Source organism: Micropruina sp. (assembly GCF_027492755.1).
Lineage (GTDB): Bacteria > Actinomycetota > Actinomycetes > Propionibacteriales > Propionibacteriaceae > Micropruina.
Window position 1 is genome coordinate 11421 of the sequence record NZ_JAPUED010000178.1, and the last position, 20362, is coordinate 31782.

At 70.0% G+C, this 20362-nt stretch carries 16 protein-coding genes; 9 read left to right on the forward strand and 7 right to left on the reverse strand.

From position 1 onward, the window contains the following. Positions 1 to 28: 28 nt before the first annotated feature. Entirely contained in the window at positions 29 to 823 is a 795-nt protein-coding gene (locus Q0066_RS12465) for an IclR family transcriptional regulator (RefSeq protein ID WP_298133357.1), read from the reverse strand. A 129-nt stretch (positions 824 to 952) separates the two neighbouring features. Here Q0066_RS12465 and Q0066_RS12470 point away from each other — a divergent pair, with 129 nt between their 5' ends. The 4 genes from Q0066_RS12470 to Q0066_RS12485 all read left to right on the forward strand — a co-directional run bounded on the left by Q0066_RS12470 (position 953) and on the right by Q0066_RS12485 (position 7226). Continuing rightward, the gene (locus tag Q0066_RS12470; protein ID WP_298133359.1) at positions 953 to 2434 is read left to right on the forward strand and encodes a glutamate-cysteine ligase family protein; all 1482 of its coding nucleotides are present in this window, start codon (positions 953 to 955) and stop codon (positions 2432 to 2434) included. A 202-nt stretch (positions 2435 to 2636) separates the two neighbouring features. Continuing rightward, entirely contained in the window at positions 2637 to 3812 is a 1176-nt protein-coding gene (locus Q0066_RS12475; protein WP_298133360.1) for a peptidoglycan DD-metalloendopeptidase family protein, read from the forward strand. 27 nt (positions 3813 to 3839) lie between these two features. Continuing rightward, complete coding sequence (locus Q0066_RS12480) at positions 3840 to 6146, forward strand: hypothetical protein (RefSeq protein WP_298133362.1); 2307 nt, start codon at positions 3840 to 3842, stop codon at positions 6144 to 6146. Positions 6147 to 6263: 117 nt separating this feature from the next. Further along, positions 6264 to 7226: an L-lactate dehydrogenase gene (locus Q0066_RS12485; RefSeq protein WP_298133363.1), complete on the forward strand. Its 963-nt coding sequence runs from the start codon at positions 6264 to 6266 to the stop codon at positions 7224 to 7226. Between the two features lie 107 nt (positions 7227 to 7333). Here Q0066_RS12485 and Q0066_RS12490 read toward each other — a convergent pair whose 3' ends face one another. Continuing rightward, positions 7334 to 7897 carry a hypothetical protein gene (locus Q0066_RS12490; protein WP_298133365.1) on the reverse strand — a complete coding sequence of 188 codons (564 nt, stop codon included), beginning with the start codon at positions 7895 to 7897 and terminating at the stop codon, positions 7334 to 7336. A 217-nt stretch (positions 7898 to 8114) separates the two neighbouring features. On the opposite strand from Q0066_RS12490, the gene Q0066_RS12495 reads away from it, so the two are divergent. Then, a complete protein-coding gene (locus Q0066_RS12495) occupies positions 8115 to 9083 on the forward strand; it encodes a DMT family transporter (protein WP_298133367.1) in 969 nt (322 codons plus the stop codon). Between the two features lie 76 nt (positions 9084 to 9159). On the opposite strand, the gene Q0066_RS12500 is transcribed toward Q0066_RS12495, so the two are convergent. Beyond that, positions 9160 to 9948 (reverse strand): hypothetical protein, encoded by a 789-nt coding sequence (locus tag Q0066_RS12500; RefSeq protein ID WP_298133369.1) that lies wholly within the window; start codon positions 9946 to 9948, stop codon positions 9160 to 9162. 95 nt (positions 9949 to 10043) lie between these two features. Here Q0066_RS12500 and Q0066_RS12505 point away from each other — a divergent pair, with 95 nt between their 5' ends. Further along, positions 10044 to 11024 carry a DUF4192 domain-containing protein gene (locus tag Q0066_RS12505; RefSeq protein WP_298133371.1) on the forward strand — a complete coding sequence of 327 codons (981 nt, stop codon included), beginning with the start codon at positions 10044 to 10046 and terminating at the stop codon, positions 11022 to 11024. A gap of 60 nt (positions 11025 to 11084) precedes the next feature. On the opposite strand, the gene Q0066_RS12510 is transcribed toward Q0066_RS12505, so the two are convergent. Beyond that, positions 11085 to 11789: a VIT family protein gene (locus Q0066_RS12510; RefSeq protein WP_298133372.1), complete on the reverse strand. Its 705-nt coding sequence runs from the start codon at positions 11787 to 11789 to the stop codon at positions 11085 to 11087. Between the two features lie 167 nt (positions 11790 to 11956). Here Q0066_RS12510 and Q0066_RS12515 point away from each other — a divergent pair, with 167 nt between their 5' ends. From Q0066_RS12515 to holA, 3 genes are read left to right on the forward strand one after another with little or no spacing between them, the layout of a single operon-like run. Next, entirely contained in the window at positions 11957 to 12817 is an 861-nt protein-coding gene (locus Q0066_RS12515; RefSeq protein WP_298133374.1) for a helix-hairpin-helix domain-containing protein, read from the forward strand. Continuing rightward, the gene (locus Q0066_RS12520; RefSeq protein ID WP_298133376.1) at positions 12804 to 15137 is read left to right on the forward strand and encodes a ComEC/Rec2 family competence protein; all 2334 of its coding nucleotides are present in this window, start codon (positions 12804 to 12806) and stop codon (positions 15135 to 15137) included. The genes Q0066_RS12515 and Q0066_RS12520 overlap by 14 nt, the downstream gene beginning before the upstream one ends. 46 nt (positions 15138 to 15183) lie before the next feature. Further along, the gene (gene holA, locus Q0066_RS12525; RefSeq protein WP_298133378.1) at positions 15184 to 16170 is read left to right on the forward strand and encodes a DNA polymerase III subunit delta; all 987 of its coding nucleotides are present in this window, start codon (positions 15184 to 15186) and stop codon (positions 16168 to 16170) included. Between the two features lie 229 nt (positions 16171 to 16399). Here holA and Q0066_RS12530 read toward each other — a convergent pair whose 3' ends face one another. The 3 genes from Q0066_RS12530 to Q0066_RS12540 all read right to left on the reverse strand — a co-directional run bounded on the left by Q0066_RS12530 (position 16400) and on the right by Q0066_RS12540 (position 20287). Then, positions 16400 to 16942, reverse strand: a complete 543-nt coding sequence (locus Q0066_RS12530) for a hypothetical protein (protein ID WP_298133380.1) — start codon at positions 16940 to 16942, stop codon at positions 16400 to 16402. 248 nt (positions 16943 to 17190) lie between these two features. Then, positions 17191 to 17451 carry a 30S ribosomal protein S20 gene (gene rpsT, locus Q0066_RS12535; RefSeq protein WP_298133382.1) on the reverse strand — a complete coding sequence of 87 codons (261 nt, stop codon included), beginning with the start codon at positions 17449 to 17451 and terminating at the stop codon, positions 17191 to 17193. A 277-nt stretch (positions 17452 to 17728) separates the two neighbouring features. Then, positions 17729 to 20287, reverse strand: coding sequence for a PEP/pyruvate-binding domain-containing protein (locus tag Q0066_RS12540; RefSeq protein ID WP_298133384.1), 2559 nt, complete (start codon positions 20285 to 20287; stop codon positions 17729 to 17731). Positions 20288 to 20362 lie beyond the last annotated feature (75 nt).

Consider the following 20362-nt stretch of genomic DNA (forward strand, 5'->3'; position numbering starts at 1 on the left):
CGAAAAGAACCGTCCCCGCGTACCACTCTCAGCCGGTGGCCATCGGGTTGCCGAGCAGGGTGGCGACCCGCTTCAGTTCCGCGACCATGGTGTCCCGGACGTCGTCGCTCCACTCCGACTTGTGCTTGGTCACACTGATCGCGAGGATCGGGGCTCGGACGCCGCGGGTGGGGACGACGACGGCGACGCCGACCACGCTGTCGGCCGATTCCTCGTCGTCGATGGCGTAGCCGCGGGCACGGGCCAGGCGAATGTCCTTGAGCAGCCTGGGGACGGTGCGCCGGGACCGGCCGGTGAGCCGGGGCAACTCGTCGATGCCGTAGTAGAGCCGCTCGATCTCGGAGTCGTCCAACCTGGCCAGCAGCGCCTTGCCCTGAGCGCAGGACGACGCCGGCAGCCGGTCGCCGATGTTCGTGGTGAGCCGGATCGCCGGGTGGCCCTCGTAGCGGGCCAGGCATAGCGTGTCGATGCCGGCGGCGGTGGAGAGCCGCAGGGTCTCGTCGCGCAGGACGTCCGACTCCAGGCAGGCGCGATGGAACTCGCTCACCTGGTCGAGGCGGGAGAGGTACGAGCCACCCAGTTCGACCAGCTTGCGGCCCAGCGAGTAGCCCAGGTCGTCGCGTCGGATCAGTCCGCCCAGCTCCAGTGCGGTGCAGATGGTGCTGGTGGACGACTTGGGGACGCCCAGGTCGCGGCTGAGGTCGGACAGGGTCATGCTGCCGGACTCGCTCGCGGCGATCGCGTCCAGGACGGCGACGGCCCGGCTCACCGCGGGCGCGGCACCGGGCGGGGTGACATCAGTTCCACCACGAACGGGAGACATGGCCGAAACCCTAGCGTTCGTTCAACTGATTGAACATAGGCCAGTGAACTGAATGCTGATTCCATTGCGGGTTCGCTGCGTGGCTGCAATTGATGCGCCCGGCGGCCGTGGTGGGCCATACTCCCGGCCATGGGCCGGGACATCGAAGCCAGGACGTACACCAGGGAACAACGACAGCGGTACCGCGAGAAGGTGCAGCACTGCCTGGACGTGTTCGAACAGATGCTGACCGCGGACAGCTTCGATTTCGACGAGCCGATGACCGGCATGGAGATCGAACTCAACCTGGTCGGCGCCGACTACCGGCCGAAGATGGACAACGCCGACGTGCTGTCCGCGATCGCCGATCCGGAGTACCAGACCGAACTCGGCCGGTTCAACATCGAGTTCAACGTGCCGCCGGGCCGGTTGGCCGGTGACGAACTGGCCCGCCTCGAGGAGTCGTTGCGGACGTCGATGAACGCGGCCGAGCGACGTTCGGCCGCGTTGGGCACGCACATCATCATGACCGGCATCCTGCCCACGGTGATGCCGGAGACCTTCGAGGGCGACTGGATGAGCGAGAACATCCGGTATGCCGCGATCAACGACGCCGTACTGGCCGCGCGCGGCGAGGACATCAACATCGACATCGAAGGCCCCGGCGGCGAAACGCTGATTCGCTACATCGACTCCGTCGCACCCGAATCGGCCTGCACCTCGATGCAATTGCATCTGCAGGTGCGCCCCGAGGAATTCGCCGACAATTGGAATGCCGCCCAGGTGCTGAGCGGACCGCAGCTGGCGCTGGCCGCCAATTCGCCTTTCCTGATGGGCCGCCAGCTGTGGGCCGAGACCCGCATCGTGTTGTTCGCGCAGGCCACCGATACCCGTCCGATCGAATACGCCAATCAGGGGGTGCGGCCCCGGGTCTGGTTCGGCGAGCGCTGGATCACGTCGATCTTCGATCTGTTCGAGGAGAACGCGCGCTGGTTCCCGGCGTTGCTGCCCGAACTGGATCCGGAGGATCCCCAGGCCGTGTTCGATGCCGGCGGCGTACCTCAGCTGTCCGAGATGCGGCTGCACAACGGCACCATCTACCGCTGGAACCGGCCGATCTACGACGTGGCCGGCGGGACGCCGCACCTGCGGCTGGAGAACCGGGTGTTGCCGGCCGGGCCGACGATCGTCGACACGCTCGCCAACGCGGCCTTCTACTACGGCACGCTGCGCACGCTGGCCGGCGAGGATCGTCCGGTGTGGTCGCGGATGGCGTTCTCGACGGCGGAGGCGAACTTCGTCCAGGGCGCGCGGCACGGCATCGACGCCGACCTGTTCTGGCCCGGGGTGGGGGAGATGCCCGCCTCGGAATTGATCCTGCGACACCTGCTGCCGCTGGCGCACCAGGGGCTGGACGCCTGGGGCGTCGACCCGCAGATCCGGGACCGCCTGCTCGGCGTGGTGGAGGGCCGCTGCAAGACAGGCATCAACGGTGCGCAATGGCAGGTGGAAGCCGTCCGTGCATTGGAGGCATCGGGAATTCCCCGGGTGGAGGCATTGCGTCGAATGGTGGCCGCCTACGCGGAACGCATGCACACCAATACTCCCGTCCATACCTGGGAGAAGATCTAAGAGGTCGTGAGAAAAGTTCAGAGAGGGTATCTGATCGGCACGTCTGTCTGACTTCCTTGTTAAGCTCCGCGGATTGGTTGCGAGGAAAGTTGGGGGGAACATGACCACGCCACCAGAAAACACCGCGCGCGACGACGCCCGAGCGGCGCGTCGAGCCGACGAGACAACACCGGCACCACACCATCGACGACCGCGCCGCACCATGCGCGGGGGACTGCCCTTGCGGGCCTATCTGCTGAACGCCGCGGCGATCGGGATCGCGGTGCTGCTGATTCCGGCGCTGAGCAGGTCGACCGTGACGTCCGCGGTGCCCAGGACGGCCCCGGTGACCACGCCGAGTCCGGTCGCACCGAGTCCGACGGCCACGACCACACCGACTCCGAGCGCCACCGCGTCGCCGTTCGTCAACGGACTGCCGACACTGCCGCCCGACGGGCAGGCGAGCCAGGACGGGATCGACCATGACGACAGCGTGCCCGCTCCGCCGCCGGCCACGCTGGTGGCGACCAACGGCAGTGCCTTCGTCTCGCCGGTGCCCGGCGCGATCACGGGAGCGTTCGGGCAGCGCTTCCACCCGATCCTGCACTACTGGCGGATGCACAACGGCGCCGACATGCACGCCGCCTGCGGCACCGTGGTCGTCGCGGCCTACCGCGGCCGGGTGGTCGAGGCGGGCCGCAACGGCGGCTACGGCAACCTGGTGGTCGTCGACCACGGCCGCTACAAGGGCAAGCACGTGATCAGCAAGTACGCCCATCTGTCCCGGATCGGGGTGCGGGTCGGTGATCGGGTCGACACCGGCCAGGGCATCGCGCTGTCCGGGACGACCGGGCTGTCGACCGGCTGCCATCTGCATTTCGAGATCAAGGAGAACGGCGTCTATGTCGACCCGGCGCCGTACCTGACCGGCAAGAAGTCGCCGCGCCCGGACGGCCCGATCAAGGATCTGGGTCCGACCACCCCGCCCAGCCCGTCGCCCTCAGCCAGCGCCAGCCCGAAGGCCAGCGCCAGCCCGAAGGTCAGTGCGAGCCCGAAGCCGACCACCAGCCCGACCCGATCGCCCAAGCCGACTCCGACGCCGACCTCGCCCTCAGTCCGCCCGTCGCCCACGCCGTCCATCACACCGCCGAGCCCGTCACCGTCCGATCCGGAGCCGAGCGAGACGCCCACCCCGGATGCGCCGAAGCCGACCCCGTCCAACAGCCCGACGCCGTCCGCCGCACCGAGAGAGAGCAAGGCGCCGAAGGATCCGAAGCCGACGGCCTCGGCCAAGCCCCCGGCGCCCAGCCCGACGCCGTCCGAGAAGGAGGATCCGACGCCGTCGCCGCGTGAGTCGCTGACCGAACGGACGAGTCCCTCGGCATCGCCCACCCCGTAGGCAGGCGTCCACTATGCTCTGGGCGCGATGAGCGGGCTGATCTCAAGCCGGCGGCGGCGCAGGCTGTTCGCCGCGCCGGTGCATGGCCGGCGTCCGATCCCGCGCTGGAGTTGGGTCCCGTTCGCGGCGCTGGCCGGCGGTCTCGCCCTGCTGACCGCGCTGCGCGCTCTCGGGCTCGATGGCCCGCTGTGGTACCTGTGGCTCACCGACGCCCGGCAACCGATCGTTCCCGCGGTCTTCCTGGGTTCGATCGTCGCCGCCGCGGCGCTGTACGGACGGTCACGCAACACCGCTGGGCGGGTCGTCGGCGTGATCTCGGTCTCGGCCTTCGCCGTGGCCGCCGTGCTGCTCGGCCTGGTCTCCTATCTGCACTGCAGCACCGACGGCCCGCCCTTCTTCGATCAGCTGGTCTGGGTGTTGTCCGGGAACGGCGCCGACCCGTGGGGGTCGGCGCCCGGGTGCCCCGTGCAGCCGCCACTGGCCCACCATCTGGCCCGGCTGTGCGCATTGTGGGGTGCGCTGGCCAGCGTGCTCGGGGTGGTGGCCGCCATGTTGCGGCGGCAGCTCGACCGGTGGCTGGCGGCCCGCGCCGACCGGGCGATCGTCGTACTCGGTGCCGCCGAACAGGCCGCGGCGATGGTCCGGGCCGCGGCCGCCGAGCGGTCGCCGTCCGCCGCGCTGCTGGTCGTCGACCACACCGGTGACGAGGCGTTCGCCGCGACGGTCCGGTCCCAGGGCGGTCGCGTCGTGGCCGCCGAGGGCGTGGACGCGGATCTGCTTCGAAGCCTGCTCACCCGGCGTGGCCGGATCGCCGTCGAGACCGTGCAGATCATCGAGGAGCGGGTGCCGGAGGCGCTCAGCACCTTCGCCCAGATCGCCAGGGTGCTGGACGGCGCTGAGCCGAACCCGGCGCTGGTCAGCCGGGTGCAGCTGCGGATCGACGACCCCTGGGCCGCGGAGAACTGGCGACGCACCGTCACCGGAACCCAACGGACGTGGCTGGCCGATGCGCTGTCGGCCACCGAACAGACCGCGCGGGCGCTGGTGGCCCGGCTCGACTGGGTGCAGGCGGAGCGCCTGGTGCTGGCCGGACGGGGTGACCTGGCCGCCGCGGTACTGGCCGAGTTGGCTCGTGCGGAACGCGAGCGCCGGGTGCTGCGCGTGGACCGGGCGGCGGCGCCGTTGCAGGTGACGGTGGTGGACGAGAGTGCGGCCGAGTTCGTCGCGGAGCACACCGCCCAGCAGGCACGTTTCGGCAACGATTCGGGCCTCGCCGAGGTGAGGGTCGTCGCCCGGGCCGCCACCGACGCCGTCCTGATCGCTGAGGCGGGCGGCGAGCTGAACACCGTACTGGTCATCGCCGATGACGAGCCGGAGCTCAACCGGCCCACCCGGCTGGCCGGACAGCTGCCGCAGGTGACGATCCTGGCCGTCGATCCGGCCAGCTCGGAGTTCCCCGACCAGCCTCTGGTGGGCCGGTTGACCAGTTTCGGCGTCGGGCTGCTCAGCGGCGATGAGCCGCCGGAGGATCACTGGACGCGCATCGCGCGGCTGCTGCACGCGGCCTATCTGGGCCAGCTCGGCGACGCCGTCGGTTCCCGCCCGTCGTCGCGGCCGTGGACGGAGTTGCCCACCTTCTACCGACAGAGCAATCTGCGCCTGGTCCACGCGCTGCTCACCGGGGTCGCCCAACTGGGCCGCACCTGGGCCGCGGAGGGAGCCGGCGAGGAACTCAGCGCGGCCGAGATCGACTTCCTCAGCCGGGCCGAACACGAATCCTGGCGCCGCTTCTACACCGCGCACGGGTGGCGTCCGGGGCCGCGGCGCGACGACTCGCGGTTGGTGCACGACTGGCTGGTCGACTGGGACGGGTTGCCGCCGGCCGCGCGGATGCGGACCATTGCCGGCGTCCGACGGTCGTTGGCACTGCTCGACACCGCGGGCTACCGCTCGCAGCGGGTGCGCACGCTGGCGCCCTTCCGCAGGCACGGCGAAGTGCGGGCCACCCGGCTGACCGAAACCCATCGCTGGCTCACCGAATCCGGTAGTGAGATGACCGGGGCAGCCGGCGACTGGCTGGTCACCGACCCGGACACAGGCCGGCAGTGGACCGCCGATCCGCGCGCTTTCGCGTCCGGCCACGAACGGATCGAGGGCGACCGCTACCGCCGGACCGGAACGGTGCTGGCCCGGCCCGCGCATCTGGGCGAACAGGTCGACACGATCGAGGGACCGGCCCTCGGACACGCGGGCGACTGGCTGGTGCAGGGCAGCCTGGATGAGCTGTGGTTGGTGCCCACGGCCCGGTTCCGGACCGCCTACGAACCTGTGTAGGCGCTGCAGCTCGGGATGCCAACCGTGGGCGTCCGGTTGCCCGTGGGTTGGAAGTCTTTCGGGGAATGTCCACGATTCCCGCCTGCGGTTCCCATTGGGCTCGCTAACGTTCTCCCCATGGCGACTTCCTTGAACACCCCGTCCAAGCTCTCGATCATCGGAGCCGGCGCGGTCGGTTCCTCCCTTGCGTATGCCTCACTGATCCGCGGCTCGGCCGATGAGATCGCGCTGTACGACCTCGACGAGAAGAAGGTGGACGCCGAAGTCCGCGACCTGGGCCACGGCAGCCAGTTCACGCCGTCATCGGGTGTGATCGGCGGCAACAACATCGAGGTCGTCAAAGACTCCCACGTGGTGATCATCACCGCCGGCGCCAAGCAGAGGCCCGGTCAGACCCGACTCGACCTGGCCGCCACCAACGTGAACATCCTGAAGTCGCTGATGCCGCAGCTGCTCGAGCAGGCGCCGAACGCGCTGTACGTGCTGGTCACCAATCCGTGCGACGTGCTGACCGTGGTGGCGCAGAAGATCAGCGGACTGCCCAGCAGCCGGGTGTTCTCCACCGGCACGATGCTGGACACCTCGCGGCTGCGCTACGCGATCGCCCAGGCCGCGAACGTGTCGACGGCTCACGTGCACGCCACCATCATGGGCGAGCACGGCGACAGCGAGTTCCCGGTGTGGTCGAGCGCGCGGATCAACAGCGTCCCGATCCGCGACTGGGTCGACTCCACCGGCAAGCGGATGTTCGACGAGGTGCTGCTGGCACAGCTCGGCGACGAGGCCATGCACGCCGCCTACACGGTGATCGAGGGCAAGGGCGCCACCAACTACGCGATCGGCCTGACCGGTGCCCGGCTCACCGAGGCGCTGTTCAGCGGCAAGCGTTCGGTGTTCCCGCTGTCCAGCGTGCTGGACGGCTTCCACGGCCTGAGCGGGGTGGCGTTGTCGGTGCCCAGCCTGGTCTCCAGCCGCGGCATCGAGCGGGTGCTCCAGGTACCGATGGACGCCCAGGAGATCACCATGCTGAAGCGCTCGGCCGCGACCCTGAAGGAGTCGCTGAAGGCGCTGGGCTTCTGAGCCTCCCGACGGTTGAGCTCGTCGGAACCCGCTGAGCCACCGCTGATTGGGCTTGTCGAGAAATCCAGGTCTCGACAAGCTCGACCAACGGCTGGGCGACCGGCGGGCTACTTGAGCGACTCGGTGCGGGCGGCGATGTCCTTGGCGAGGTCCAGGGCGGCTTCGCGCTGGACCTCGTCGCTGCCGCCCAGGCCGAGCACCCGCACGTAGTAGTTCGCATCGATGGCGACCAACGCGGTGGTGGTGGAGTCCTCGCCGGTCACGCCCGAGCGCTTGTCGCCGGCGTAGTTCGTGGTCTGGCTGAGGGTCTGCAGTTCCTTGGCGAGCGCGGTGCCCTTGGGGTCGTGGACCACCTCGACGGTCAGCAGGCCGCCGCCGTCCTCGGCCTGCAACGCGCAGCTGCCGACGCGGCGTCCGTGCTGGAAGGTGGAGAGTTCGCGCAGGCCGGCGACCGGCTGGTCGACCACCGATTCGGCCTTCGCGGCGTCCACCCGGTCATCGCACAACTGCCCGCGGGTACCGACCAGCGAGGGGCCGGGATCGGGATCCTGGGCGGCGCAGCCGCTCAGCAGGGCGGCGGCGGCCAACGGCACCAGGCAGAGCCGGAGGAGCTGGCCGGGGGCGTGGCCGCGCGCCCGGCGAGAACCGCTGCGGGGTGAGGGGGAGGGCATGACCCGAACCCTACTCTGCTGAGGCTGCCGCACCGGCGTCGCCCAGTGCTCGGCGGATCTGCAGCCGACGCCGGCGGGACCCGTGGAGCGGCCGCATCGCGCCGCCGAGCCTGCCGTCGTTGTCGGCTGCCGCCGCTGGATTTCGTCGGATCGGCTTCGCGGCCACGGGTGCCGAGCACCCGGTAGGCTAACCTCGCGCCTCACAGATTGGACGCCGATGCTGCCGTTGTCCGGACCAGGGTTCTCCCTGTTCGAACAGAACATCCCGCTCGCCATCGCGATCGTGGTCTGCTCGTCGGTCGCCTATGCGGGCGGCTCCACCTTGCAGCACGTCGCTGTCGGACGGCTGGTCGATCCCGACGCCGACAACCGGGCGATGGGGTTGCGGCAGCTGTGGCGGTTGATCCGCACACCGCTGTGGCTGCTGGGCCTGTTCACCATCTTCGTCGGCGCGTCGGCGCACATCGTGGCGCTGATGATGGCGCCGGTCACCGTGGTGCAGCCCGTGGGCATCCTCGCCGTTCCGTGGGCCGTGCTGATGTCGGCCCGCATCCACCGGCACACCATCACCCGGGCGATGTGGCTGGCGGTCTCGATGACCGTCGCGGGCATCGTGGTGTTCACCCTGCTGGCGGCCTCCGCGGCGTCCGAACACACCGTGCTCGACCCGGTCGCGATCGCCATCGGCTGCACGGTGATCTGCCTGGCCGGCACCTCGCTCGGCCTGCTCGGCTGGAAGGGCCCGGTGCAGCTGCGCTGCCTGATGTGGGCCTCCGGCGGCTCGTTCTTCTACGGGCTTTCCGCCGGCATGGTGAAGGCCACCTCCGAGGTGATCAAGCACGACGGCTTCCACGGCATGCCGATCTTCTGGGTGGTCGCTCCCTTCCTGGTGCTGTCCTACGGCATCGGTGGTTTCATGGTGCAGCAGGCCCTGGCCAACGGCCCGGCCGAGATCACCGTGGGTTCGATGACCACCACCGACCCGATCGTCGCGGTCACCTTCGGCCTGGTGGTGCTCGGCGAGGGCGTCCGGATCACGGCGTTGACCGGTGTGGGCATGGCGCTCGCCGGCATCTTCGCGGTGTGGGGCGTGGTGCTGCTCTCCCGTTACCATCCGGATGCGATCAAGCCCGAATCGGCGACACCGCCGGAGGCGCCGCGGGTGGCCGCTCAGCAGAACTCCTGAATGCCCCGCTGGTTGAGCTTGTCGAAACCTCTCGCTTCCCGCTGGAGCCTTCGCTCGGCTCAGCCGTCCGCCGCGTTCAGCCCTTCACCGGGAGCGCCGACATCTGGCGACCTGTTCCGGTGGCCAGGATGATCGTGGCGTCGGCCCTGCTCATCGGGAAGAACACGTAGCCGGTGACGGGTTCGCTGTTGTAGACGATGCCCTTGCGGATGTCGGGCGAGCGGGGACTGCTGGTGGGGGACACCACCTCGGTCGACGCGTTGGAGAACGCCAGGAACGTGAAGCTGATGCTGCCGCCGTCGGAGTACAGCCTCAGCTGCAGTTGCAGACCCTCATCGGTCCATGACGAGTCGAGGATCTCCCAGCGGCCCTTCTGGCGCTCGTCGGGAGTGTTGAACGGCTGACCCGGACCGGCTGCGACCGTGCCGCTCGGGCTGGGGCTCGCGCTCGGCGCACCCTCGGGCCGGGACCGGACGTAGATGCCGCCGCCGATGACCAGCACCAGGGTGATCAGGGCGGCGAGGGTGACCAGTAGCGGCGTGCGATTGGGGGGCGGCGTGAACTGGTCGATCGACACGTGCGCCGGGGGTTGTGCTCCCAACGCCTGTCGAGGGTCGAAGCCGGGCGTCTGGCCGGGTTGCCCGGAGCCGGGCTGTGGCTGCTGCCCGTAGGACGCCTGGTACGGCGGAGTCCCTGGGACGACCTGGCCGGGGCCGCCGGGATACGACGGGCCGCCGGGATTACCGGCGGACGGCGAGGTTCCCTGGCCCAGTGGCGGCCAAGGCTGCGTGCCCCAGGGCGGAGGAGTTCCGGGGCCTTGGGGCGGCGGCGAGCCGGGCCAGCCGTTGCCGGGTGCGTTGGTCATCGTCACTCAGGCTACCCGCCCGGGGTTTTCCACAGCACCGCGTCCGGGCTCGAACATTTTGACCACTTTCGCGCTGTGCGGGCGTCACTGAGGGCATGACTTCAGATACTTCCGTTCCGATCGCCCGGGTCCGTGACCTACCCGACCTGTTGGGGGTCATTCCGCACCTGCTCGGCTTCCATCCCGAGGAGTCGATGGTGCTCGTCGTCCAGGACGAGGGCCAGATCGAGCTGACCGCACGCGCCGACCTGGATGACCTGAGGGGTGCCGGGCACCTCGAACTGCTGATCGACCGGATGCTGTTGCGGTGGCCGTCCGGCGCGATCTGGCTGGTCGCCTACACCGCCCGCGAGAGGCAGGGCTGGCGCATGCTGCGCAGGGGACGTGCGCATCTGGGCGACGCCTTGGCCGGCGATCCGATCTGCGTCTCCGGGCACCGCTACCGGGTCGGCAGCGCCCATGGTCCGATCTACCGGCACGATCCCCGGGCTGCTCCGACCGCGGCCTCGGCGACCCTGCACGGCCTGCAGGCGCGGCCCAGCCGCTCGACGCTCACCCAGTTGGTGCGTGCCGATCCGCACGACTGGAGGGCAGCCGAGGATGCCTGGGTGCGGGGGTTGGGCCGTGCCCTCGACCTCGAGGGGGACGACCGTCCCGACGAACTGATGCGCGCCCTCGCCGAGGCGCTGCGGGCACCCGGCCAGGTGACCCGCGACGACCTGGCCTGGCTGGGCCTGCTGATCAACGACCCGCTGGCCCGCGACCGGGTGGTGCTGTCGCTGGAACAGCCTGCGGCAGAGGCCTGGGTGGAGCTCTGGTCGCGCGTGGTGCGCGCCTGTCCGCCAGGCACCCAGGATCAGCCGTTGGCGATCCTGGCGCTGGCGGCCTGGGTCAACGGCGATGGGGCATTGCAGTCGGTGTGCCTGGAGGAGATGGATCTGCTCGGCATTGCTCCCGGCCTGAAGCAGATGCTTGAGGGTTTGAACGAGGCGGTGGTGCCGCCCAGCGAATGGGCCGACCTCCGCGAGCGGCTGCGTGCCCTGCTCGAGGAGGACATCCAGGAGGCCGCTGGGTGATGCGGTCATGCCGGCGCCTCGACCTGCGGCGCTTCGTCATCCCGGCGAACGCCGGGATCTCTAGAACAGCCCACCCACCAGGCTGCCAGCCAGGTAGGTGAGGCCCATGGACAGGCTGCCCACCACCACGTTGCGCACCACCGGGCGCAACGGACGTGCGCCGCTCAGCCGGGCGCTGGTGTATCCGGTGATGGCGAGGGCGGCTAGGACGGCGGCGATGGTGATTCCCAGGCGCACCTCGATCGGTGACAACGCGATGCCGAGCAGTGGGATCAGAGCGCCCAGGATGAACGCGGTCATCGACGCGATGGCGGCCTGCCATGGGTTCGTCTGTTCTTCGGCGTCGATGCCCAGCAGGTCGCGCGCGTGCGCCGGCAACCCGTCATGATCGGCCAGTTCGCCCGCCACCTGGCGGGCCAGTCGCTCCGACAGGCCGCTGTCGACATAGTGGGCGGTCAACTCGTCGAGCCGGGCATGCGGGTCACTGTGGAGCTCATCCCGCAACTCTGCCAATGCCGCCTTCTCGGTGTCGCGCTGGGTGCTGACCGAGACGTACTCGCCGCCACCCATCGACAATGCGCCGGCAACCAGGCCGGCAACGCCGGCCACGAACACGGCGAACGAGTCGCTGGTTGCGCCGGCCACCCCGAACACGATGCTGGCCGTGGACACGATGCCGTCGTTGGCCCCGAGCACTCCGGCGCGCAACCAGTTGAGCCGCGACGCCAACTCGACGTCGGGCCGACTGGCCGCAGCGGTGCTCATGCGCCCACTGTGACGCGGGTGACCGGCCTCCGACAAGCAAGGAAAGGCTTGCCTTTGTTCGCCCGGCAGGCTGCTGAGGAGTGCCCGTGGGTGAGCGGGCGTCCGAGTTATCCACAGAGCCCGAACCAGTTTGACCGAATCTCTGGGCAGCGGCCCACAGTGAGGACATGGTGCGCAGAGATCGATCGGCCGATGACCTCTCCGAGGTGGTCAGGCGGCGCCTGGAGGCATTGCTCGCCGAGATCCCGCCGCGGCGCGGCGTCGACACCGATGAGATCTCGCCGCCATCGCCGGCAACAGAGCCCGAGCGGCGGCCCGTCCTGGCTGTACCTGCCGGCGACAATCCCGAACCCGATCCTCCCGTTGCGGCCCGTAGCCGGGCACCGCTGATGGCGTGGGCGCCACGGGTGCGTCAGTTCGTCGGTGAGCATCTGATCGTCGTGGGCATCGTCGTGCTGAGCGGGGTGCTGTGGGGCGGATACAGCCTGATGCAGGCGCGTTCGGTTCCGGTGGCGGCGGCCGCCCAGCCTTCGGTAGCGATCAGCGCGGCGTCCCCGACACCCGGCCCGACGGCGACGACACAGCTGCTGGTGCACGTGCTCGGTGAGGTGCGCCGGCCCGGGGTGGTGAAACTGCCGGAGGGTGCACGAGTGCAGGACGCCCTCGTGGCGGCGGGTGGGCTGACCCGGCGGGCCAGGCCGGGTGATCTCAACCTGGCCGCACCGGTCGCCGACGGGGCGCAGCTGATCATCGGTCGTACGGGCAGCCAGGTGCGCGGCGCTGGCGGAGGCGGAGGCGGAGGCGGGAGCGGCGGTGCGGCCGGCGCTGGCACGACCGGCAAGATCGACCTGAACACCGCGACCGCCGAGCAACTCGACGCCCTGCCCGGGGTGGGCCCGGTCACGGCGCAGAAGATCCTCGCCTGGCGCGCCGCGCACGGCCGCTTCCGGTCGCCGGCAGAGCTGCAGGAGATCGACGGCATCGGTCCTAAGAGCTACGCGGAGATCGCACCCCATGTCCGAGTCTGAGCCGCCCACCCCGCCGGCTCCGGTCGACTTCCGTCTGGTACCCGTTGCGGTTGCCGCCTGGGTGGGCATGTGGATCGCGACCGCCGGGGACACCGGCTGGCTCACCCTGGGTGCGGTGGCCGGCGGTGCCTGCGCAGCACTGTCGTGGCGCAGACGCTCATGGGCGCTCGCCGCGATCGCCCTGGTCGTGCTGGCCTGCATGCTGATCGGATGGGCGCGATGGTGGTCGCGCGGACACGACCCGCTGACCCGGCTCGCGCAGGAGCAGGCGGTCGGTGTGGCCGAGTTGACGGTGGCCGGCACAGCACGGGTCGGCGAGCGACAGGGCGTCCGTCCGCCGTGGTGGTCGAGCAGCGCTCGGCTGGAGAGCATCGAGATGCGCGGTGAACGACTGCGCAGCGCCGCGATGGTCCGGGTGAGTGCCAGCGGCGGTGCGATGACGTCGTGGGCGGCCCTCGCCCCGGGAACCCGGGTGCGGGCCACCGTCCGGCTGGCTGAGGCCGAGCCCGGTGAGGCGGTATCGGTCATGGTGCGGGCCCGGGAACCACCGGTCGTCGTGACACCGCCGGCGCCGCTCGACGCCGCGATCGAGCGGGTCCGAGCCGGACTGCGAGCCAGTGCCGCCCACCTCGACCCGGAGCCACGCGCCCTGGTGCCGGCCCTGGTCGTCGGCGACACCTCGGCGATGCCGAGCGGATTGGTCGACCGGTTCAAGATCACTGGATTGACCCATCTGACCGCAGTTTCGGGCGCCAACCTGACGCTGCTGTTGGCCTTCCTGGGAACGGTGGCCCGCAGTTGCGGAGTGACCGGCTGGTGGCTGCGAGGGCTGCTCGGTGTGGGTGTGGTGGGCTTCGTTTTGTTGTGCCATTCCGAGCCGAGCGTGGTGCGGGCCGCGGCCATGGGTCTGGTCGGGCTGGTGGCGCTGGGGGCCGGTGGCAGGGGCGGTCAGGCTGTCCGGGCGCTGTGCGTGGCCGTAGTGGTGATCGTCTTCGTCGACCCGGGGATGGCCCGGTCGGCGGGATTCGCATTGTCGGTGCTGGCCAGCGCGGGGATCGTGGCATGGTCACGACCGTGGACCGATGCGCTGGCCCGCTGGCTGCCGCGTCCGCTCGCCGAGGGGCTGGCGACGCCGCTGGCCGCTCAGCTCGCCACGCAGCCGCTGGTGACCCTACTGTCGGGCCAGATCAGCCTTGCGGGTCTGATCGCGAACCTGGCGGCCGGCCCGTTGGTCGGTCCTGCGACCGTGTTGGGATTCCTTGCCGCAGCGGTCGCGGTGCCGCTGCTGCCGGTCGCCGCCGTCTGCGCGACAGGTGCCGGATGGTGTGCTCAGGGTTTGTGTTGGATCGCTCGGCTGGGGGAGTTGTTCCCGGCAGCGGCGGTCGCCTGGCCGGCCGATGCGGTCGGGGTCACGCTGGTGCTCGGCGGTTGTGTCGGCTTGGTGCTGGTGATGCCCCGGTTGTTGCGCAGCAGGGTGTGGGCGAGCGCTGCCGGTCTGCTGCTGATGCTCGCGTTGCTCCGGCCGCCGAGTCCACCCGGCTGGCCGCCGCCGGAATGGTCGGTGGTGTTCTGCGATGTGGGTCAGGGTGATGCCACCCTGCTGCGAGTCGGTCCGCGGGCCGCGGCGCTGGTCGATACCGGGCCCGACCCGGCGAAGTTGCGCAGCTGCATCGACGGGCTGGGTGTCGAGATGGTGCCGTTGGTGGTTCTCACTCACTTCCACGCCGACCACATCACCGGCGCCGCGGTAGCCGTCGAGGGGAATCGGACGGAGGCCGTGGCGGTGTCCGCGGCGACCACCCCCGCGTCCGGCTTCGACCTGGTGAGGACAGCGGCCGGTGGCGTTGGGCTGACCATTCTGAGGCCGGGTGACGTCGTTCGGGCGGGCGCCGTGAGCCTGGAGGTGCTGGCGGTGCGGGCGTCTCCCTTCGCGACCGGCAGCAACGAGGGCGAATCGGCTGCCGAGAACGATGGCTCACTGGTGCTGCGGGCCTCGGTCGGCGGCCTGCGGGTGCTGCTGGCGGGCGACGTCCAGGAGGACGGGCAGCGCAACGCACTCACTGCGGGAGCGGACCTCACCGCCGACGTGATGCTGGTGCCGCACCACGGTTCCGGTCACCAGTCGCCCGAGTTCCTGGCCGCCAGCAAAGCCACGGTGGCGGTGTTCAGCGTCGGCGCCGACAACGACTACGGACATCCGGCGGTGCGCACCCAGCGTGCCGTCCAGAGTCTCGGTATGCGGGTCGCTCGGACCGATCAGCAGGGAGCCGTGGCGATCAGCCGGGTGGACGGCTCGCTGCTGATCACCACCCAGCGGTGAGCGGGCCCGACCGGTTGATGTCGGTGGCGGATGGCATGCTGAGCCCATGACCGCGCCGTTCGCGACCGTGACGCTGATTCACGGTCCTGAAAGCCTCCTCGCCGAGCGTGCCGTCCAGCAGTTGGTGGGCCAGGCGACCCAGGCTCATCCGGACGCGACCGTCAGCAGGGTGCCGGCCGGCGGACTGGATCGCGGCGGCCTGGCCGAACTGGCGACCGGGTCGCTGTTCTCGGAGGCCACCGTGGTCGTGGTCGAGCAACTGGCGGAACTGCCCGCCGACGTGGCGGACGACCTGGTCGCCCTGGCGTCCGACCCCGGTGACGACCTGGCCCTGATCCTCGTCCACGAAGGCGGCGCCAAAGGCAAAGCGCTGCTCGACCGGCTGCGCAAAGCCAAGGTCACCCAAGTGGACGCACCGGCGGTGAAGGCCTGGGAACTTCCCCAGTTCGTCACAGCAGAAGTGCGCCGCCAGAACGGCCGGGTCGACCGGCCCACCGCCGAGGCTCTGGTGAGCGCCGTCGGCAGCGACCTGCGCAGTGTGGCCGCCGCAGTCACCCAGCTGCTCGCCGACACCGAAGGGGTGATCACCCAGGCCGATGTGCAGCGCTACTTCGCCGGCCGGGCGGAGACCACTGGTTTCGCGGTCGCCAATCACTGCCTCGACGGCAATCGCGAGGCGGCGCTGGGCAGCCTGCGCTGGGCTCTGGAGACCGGTGTGGCGCCGGTCCTGCTGACCAGCGCTGTCGCCTCGGCGCTGCGCAACCTCGGCAAGTACCTCGACGCCCGCGACGAGCGCCTGCGCGACGCCGATCTGGCCCGCCGGGTCGGAGTGCCGCCGTGGAAACTGAAAGACCTGGCCCGTCAGGCACGCGGCTGGACGGCGTCCGGTATCGCGGCGTCTATCCAGCTCGCCGCCCGCGCCGACGCCGAGGTCAAGGGAGCGGCCGGCGATGCCGGCTTCGCCCTGGAGATGCTGGTGCTGGGCGTCATCGAGCACCGGGGCCGGGCACGTCAGACGTCGGGCCGGGTCTAGGCGCGCATTCGTCCACCGACTGAATGCCAGACCATCCGTCGGTCGAGCTGTCGAGACCCATCCGTCGGTCGAGCTTGCGAGACCTCTCAGGGATGGATCTCGACAAGATCGATCAGCGGCGGCGGGCAATCAGGCAGGGAAAGGCGAAGCCCGTCCGGCGGCGGGGGGACGACCGCGCGGACGGGCTTCGCGTGCGGGGGAGATTGGCGCGTCCCCCGGTCTTGAGATCTCAGCGCTTGACCGAGACGTGTACGTGATCGAAGTGGTTCGCGGTGGCCCCGCCGCGGTTGGCCATCTTGCGCCAGCGCGGGGTCTGCACCGTCCAGATCTTCTGCCGGAAGATCACGTAGTGGATCTTGTACTTCTTGGCGTTCTTCTTCTTCGCGAAGTACTTGGCGATGGACCAGCCCAGCCTCGAGTTCTTCTTCCATTTCGGGATCATCACGTCGATGGCGCGGCCCCCGGGATGGTCACCGGAATACCTGCTGCCCGCGCGCCAGCCGCCGATCGACTTGATCGCCCGCCAGTCGTTGCGCACCTTGTTGGCGACCTTCTTCGCCTTCTTGGTGAGGCGCTTGTAGTTGTGCACCTTGGCCTTCGGGGCGTTGCCGCTGAGCAGCGCGGTGGAGGTCGTCTGCTGGACGGCGGCGGACTGTGACTCGACGACACCCGAACTGACCGGAGTCGTGCCGACGGCGAACGTGCCGGCGGCCAGCGCCAGCGTGACAGACGCCGTGGCGGCCGAGATGGCCAAGCGCGTGCGATTGCTCATGATTCTTCCCCGTTGCTCTGTGGACTCCCGGAGCCCAGTGGGTCCGGCGGCACCGCCAGCCCTGAACTGTCTGAGAAACCTAATCACATTCTCAGGATCGACGCAATTCGTTCAGAATCGTCGAGGGGCGTGGCGCCGGCTCCGGGACGTGCGAAGACTCCGGGACGTGCGAAGGGGGGCCGGGGGAAAGCGTCTGAGGGGACGCGCAAGCGCCGCCCGAACGAACGGGCGGCGCTTGGCTATTCAGTTCAGAGAGCGGCGGCCTGCGCAGCGATGGCCGACTTGCGGTTGGCGGCCTGGTTGCGGTGGATGACGCCCTTGGAGGCGGCCTTGTCGAGGGCGCGGCAAGCGGTCCTCGCCAGGGTCTGCGCCTTCTCGGTCTCGCCGGCCTCGGCAGCCTCGCGGAACCTGCGCACATGGGTGCGCAGGGTCGACTTCACGGCCTTGTTGCGCTGACGAGCCTTCTCATTCGTCTTGATGCGCTTCATCTGGGACTTGATGTTCGCCACAGGGCATGCCTCTTCGGTACTGGGTGCTCACGATGATGCGCGCCCACAGCAGGCGCGACCACTCACATTATCAAAGCGCGCTCCCGGTCAGCAAAGCGGACCGCTTCGGCGCCGACATCCCTGTGGTGCCGCGGGCTCCTGCGCGGTGGGAATTCGGCGGGATCTCCTCCCGGGGCGAGCCCGGATGATGAGTGCCTGCGTCATCGCCGGGGTCTCGATGAGCTCGGCCAACGGGGCGCGGCACGCTCGACCAGCGAAGACGCCCGGCCGGCTGGGCTCAGGTCCATTGGACGACCATGCGTTGGTCGGTGACATCGGCGTGCAGGATCAGGCCCGGGGTGTGGGCGACGTGGACGACCTCGGTGAGCCATGGTTCCTCGGGGCACAGCTCGGCATGCCGGTTCGGCAGCGAGGTGACCAGTCCGGGCTGGAACGACACCCCGGGGCGGTCGTCGAACAGCGCGGCGTACCAGATGCCGGTCTCGACCAGCTCCTGGAAGAAGTGGCTTCCGTAGGACAACTCCGGCCGGAACGAGCCCGCCGCGTAGGTGGTCTCCACCAGCACGGTGAACCGGTTCAGGTCGCTGAAGTGGGTCGGCACGCCCAGCGCCGGCATTGAGGTTCCCCAACGTCCGGGACCCGCCAGCAGTGCGGTGCCGTCCAGTACGCGGTTGAGGGCGCCGATCCGGCGGGCTACCGCGTACCGGCCGGGTTCGCCCAGCGCCAGGTAGGCGTCCGGGCGCACCAGCACCACCCATTCGATCGGCAGCCGGGCGTTGCCGCCCATGAAGTTTCCGGCGGTGGAGAGCAGGCAACGCTCCGGCACCACCTCGGGGACGCCGACAGCTCCGCCGACCCCGCGGGTCTGCAACGGGCGGCACTGGACGAGGTTGAGCGACACCCGGCCCGCGCGGTCGGGGTTCACGGTGAACTCGATGTCCACCGGATGGTCGTAGGTGCCGGCGAGCCGCGCGAGCATCGTCCGCAACAGCACGGGGAAGTCCGTGTCGCGCAGCAGCGTGCCGAAGTCGATCACCTCGGGCACTCCATGCCCGCGGCGGCCGAGCTCGCGCAGTCGGCGGGCCGCCGCGGCGTCCGGGCTGGCCACCAGCGACCAGTCCAGGTCGGACGCCCGGGCGCGGACGTCCCCCACCCGCAGCGTGACGGACGCGTTGCCGGCCAGGTCGAGCGCGTCCACCCGCCGCTGGCTCCAGCTACCCAACTCGTCCGCCGGTGCCGGGTTGGCGTTCGGCGCGGCCAGGCTGACGATCCGGGCGAAGTCTCCGCCGGTCCGGTCGACGGCTCGGGTGCCGAGGCCAACCACCAGGCGTGCCATGCCGGCATCGGGCAGTGTGGCGTCCCACACGTACAGGCTGGACGAGTTGGCCACCCCGGCGGCCAGCGGGAAGAACAGCTCGCCGTGCAGATCGCCGGAGACCCGCTGCACCAGGATGGCCATCTGTTCGTCCAGGTCGAGCAGGCCCCGGTCGGCTCGGTAACGCAGCGCCTGCGGGCTCACCGCGCTGGCGTAGACGGTGCGGACGGCGTCCTCGAAGGCGGCCAGCCGCTCCTGAGGCGTGCCCTGGTTGGCGCAGAACACGCTGTCGTAGGTGCCGGCGAAGGCGTTGCCGTAGTCGTCCTCGAGCAGCGAACTGGAACGGACGATGATCGGCGCCTGCCCGAAGTGCTCCAGCACCTGCAGGAAGTCCTCCCGGAACCGGCGCGGAAAGCTGCCGCTGGGGATCTGTGCATGCAGTGCCTCGGCGGATCGGCCGCCGTCGTCCTCGGCGCGGTGGGCCGTCCAGTCCCGCCACCAGCCGTTGGCGACCAGGAAACTGACGAACACGTCGCTGCCGAGGAAGAACGAGTCGTGTGGTTCGAGGCGTCCCGCGACGCCGTCCGGTCCGAACGCCGAGTCAGGTTCGGGCGCCGACTGTTCCAGGATCGCCCGGGCCAGCAGCACGCCCAGCGCCTTGCCGCCGATCCGTCCGGTGCCGACCAGCCGGGACGCCACCGCGAGCAGGTCGACCAGCCGCAGCCGGCGCCGGCACAACTCGGCCATCCGGCCACGACCACCGACCAGCACAGCCAGCAGGATGGTGCGTGCCGCCTGCTGTGCCGCGGCGTCCGAGGAGAGCGCCGCCCAGGCGTCCTCGACCATCCGCTGCCAGACGTCCGGTGGGTCGATCCGCCTGGCCAGCGACGAGAACAGCTGGGTACTGGTCGCGGACGAGGTGATCGAGATCGCCTGCCCGCCGTCCAGCCGGTGCGGGAAGAACATCGTGGGGGAGTGCCGCTGCCACACTTTCAGTGGATGCACGTAGAGGGCGTCGTCGATGCGGTGCAGGTCGAGCAGCACCTGGGTGGTTTCGCGGATGCCGGCCACTGTGGCGTAGGTGTGCCGGTTCCGCAGCAGCGGGAAGTAGGCGATGGTGTCGAGCTCGAACAGGTAGGGGCAGGTGGCCTTGAAGAAGTTCAGCACCATCAGGTCGGAATGCCAGGCCTGGTGCAGGTCGGTGAGCGGGTCGACCACGTAGAAGCCGTGCGGGCCGATCTCGGCCAGCAACTCATGGGTGGCGATCGCGAACCGTTCGAAGCCGACGCTCGGATCGACGGTGTGCACCTCGACGGCGTCCAGATCCTTCAGCAGCGGCGGACGCAATCCGAAACTCAGGTAGACCAGCCGGCGGTCATCGGCACGGGCGCGAGCAACGAACGGCGCGGCGACAGCCTGGAAGTCGGCCGGCGAGTCGACCTGCCAGACCACGTTGTCACCGATGCGCAGGTGGTCGATGGTGTCGTCCAGGCCGGGGATTCCCGTGCTGGCCAGCGTCATGACCGCACCCTACGCGGCAGTCGCCCGCTACCGCTGGTTAAGCCTGTCGAAACCCGTCGAGGGAGGACTCTGAGA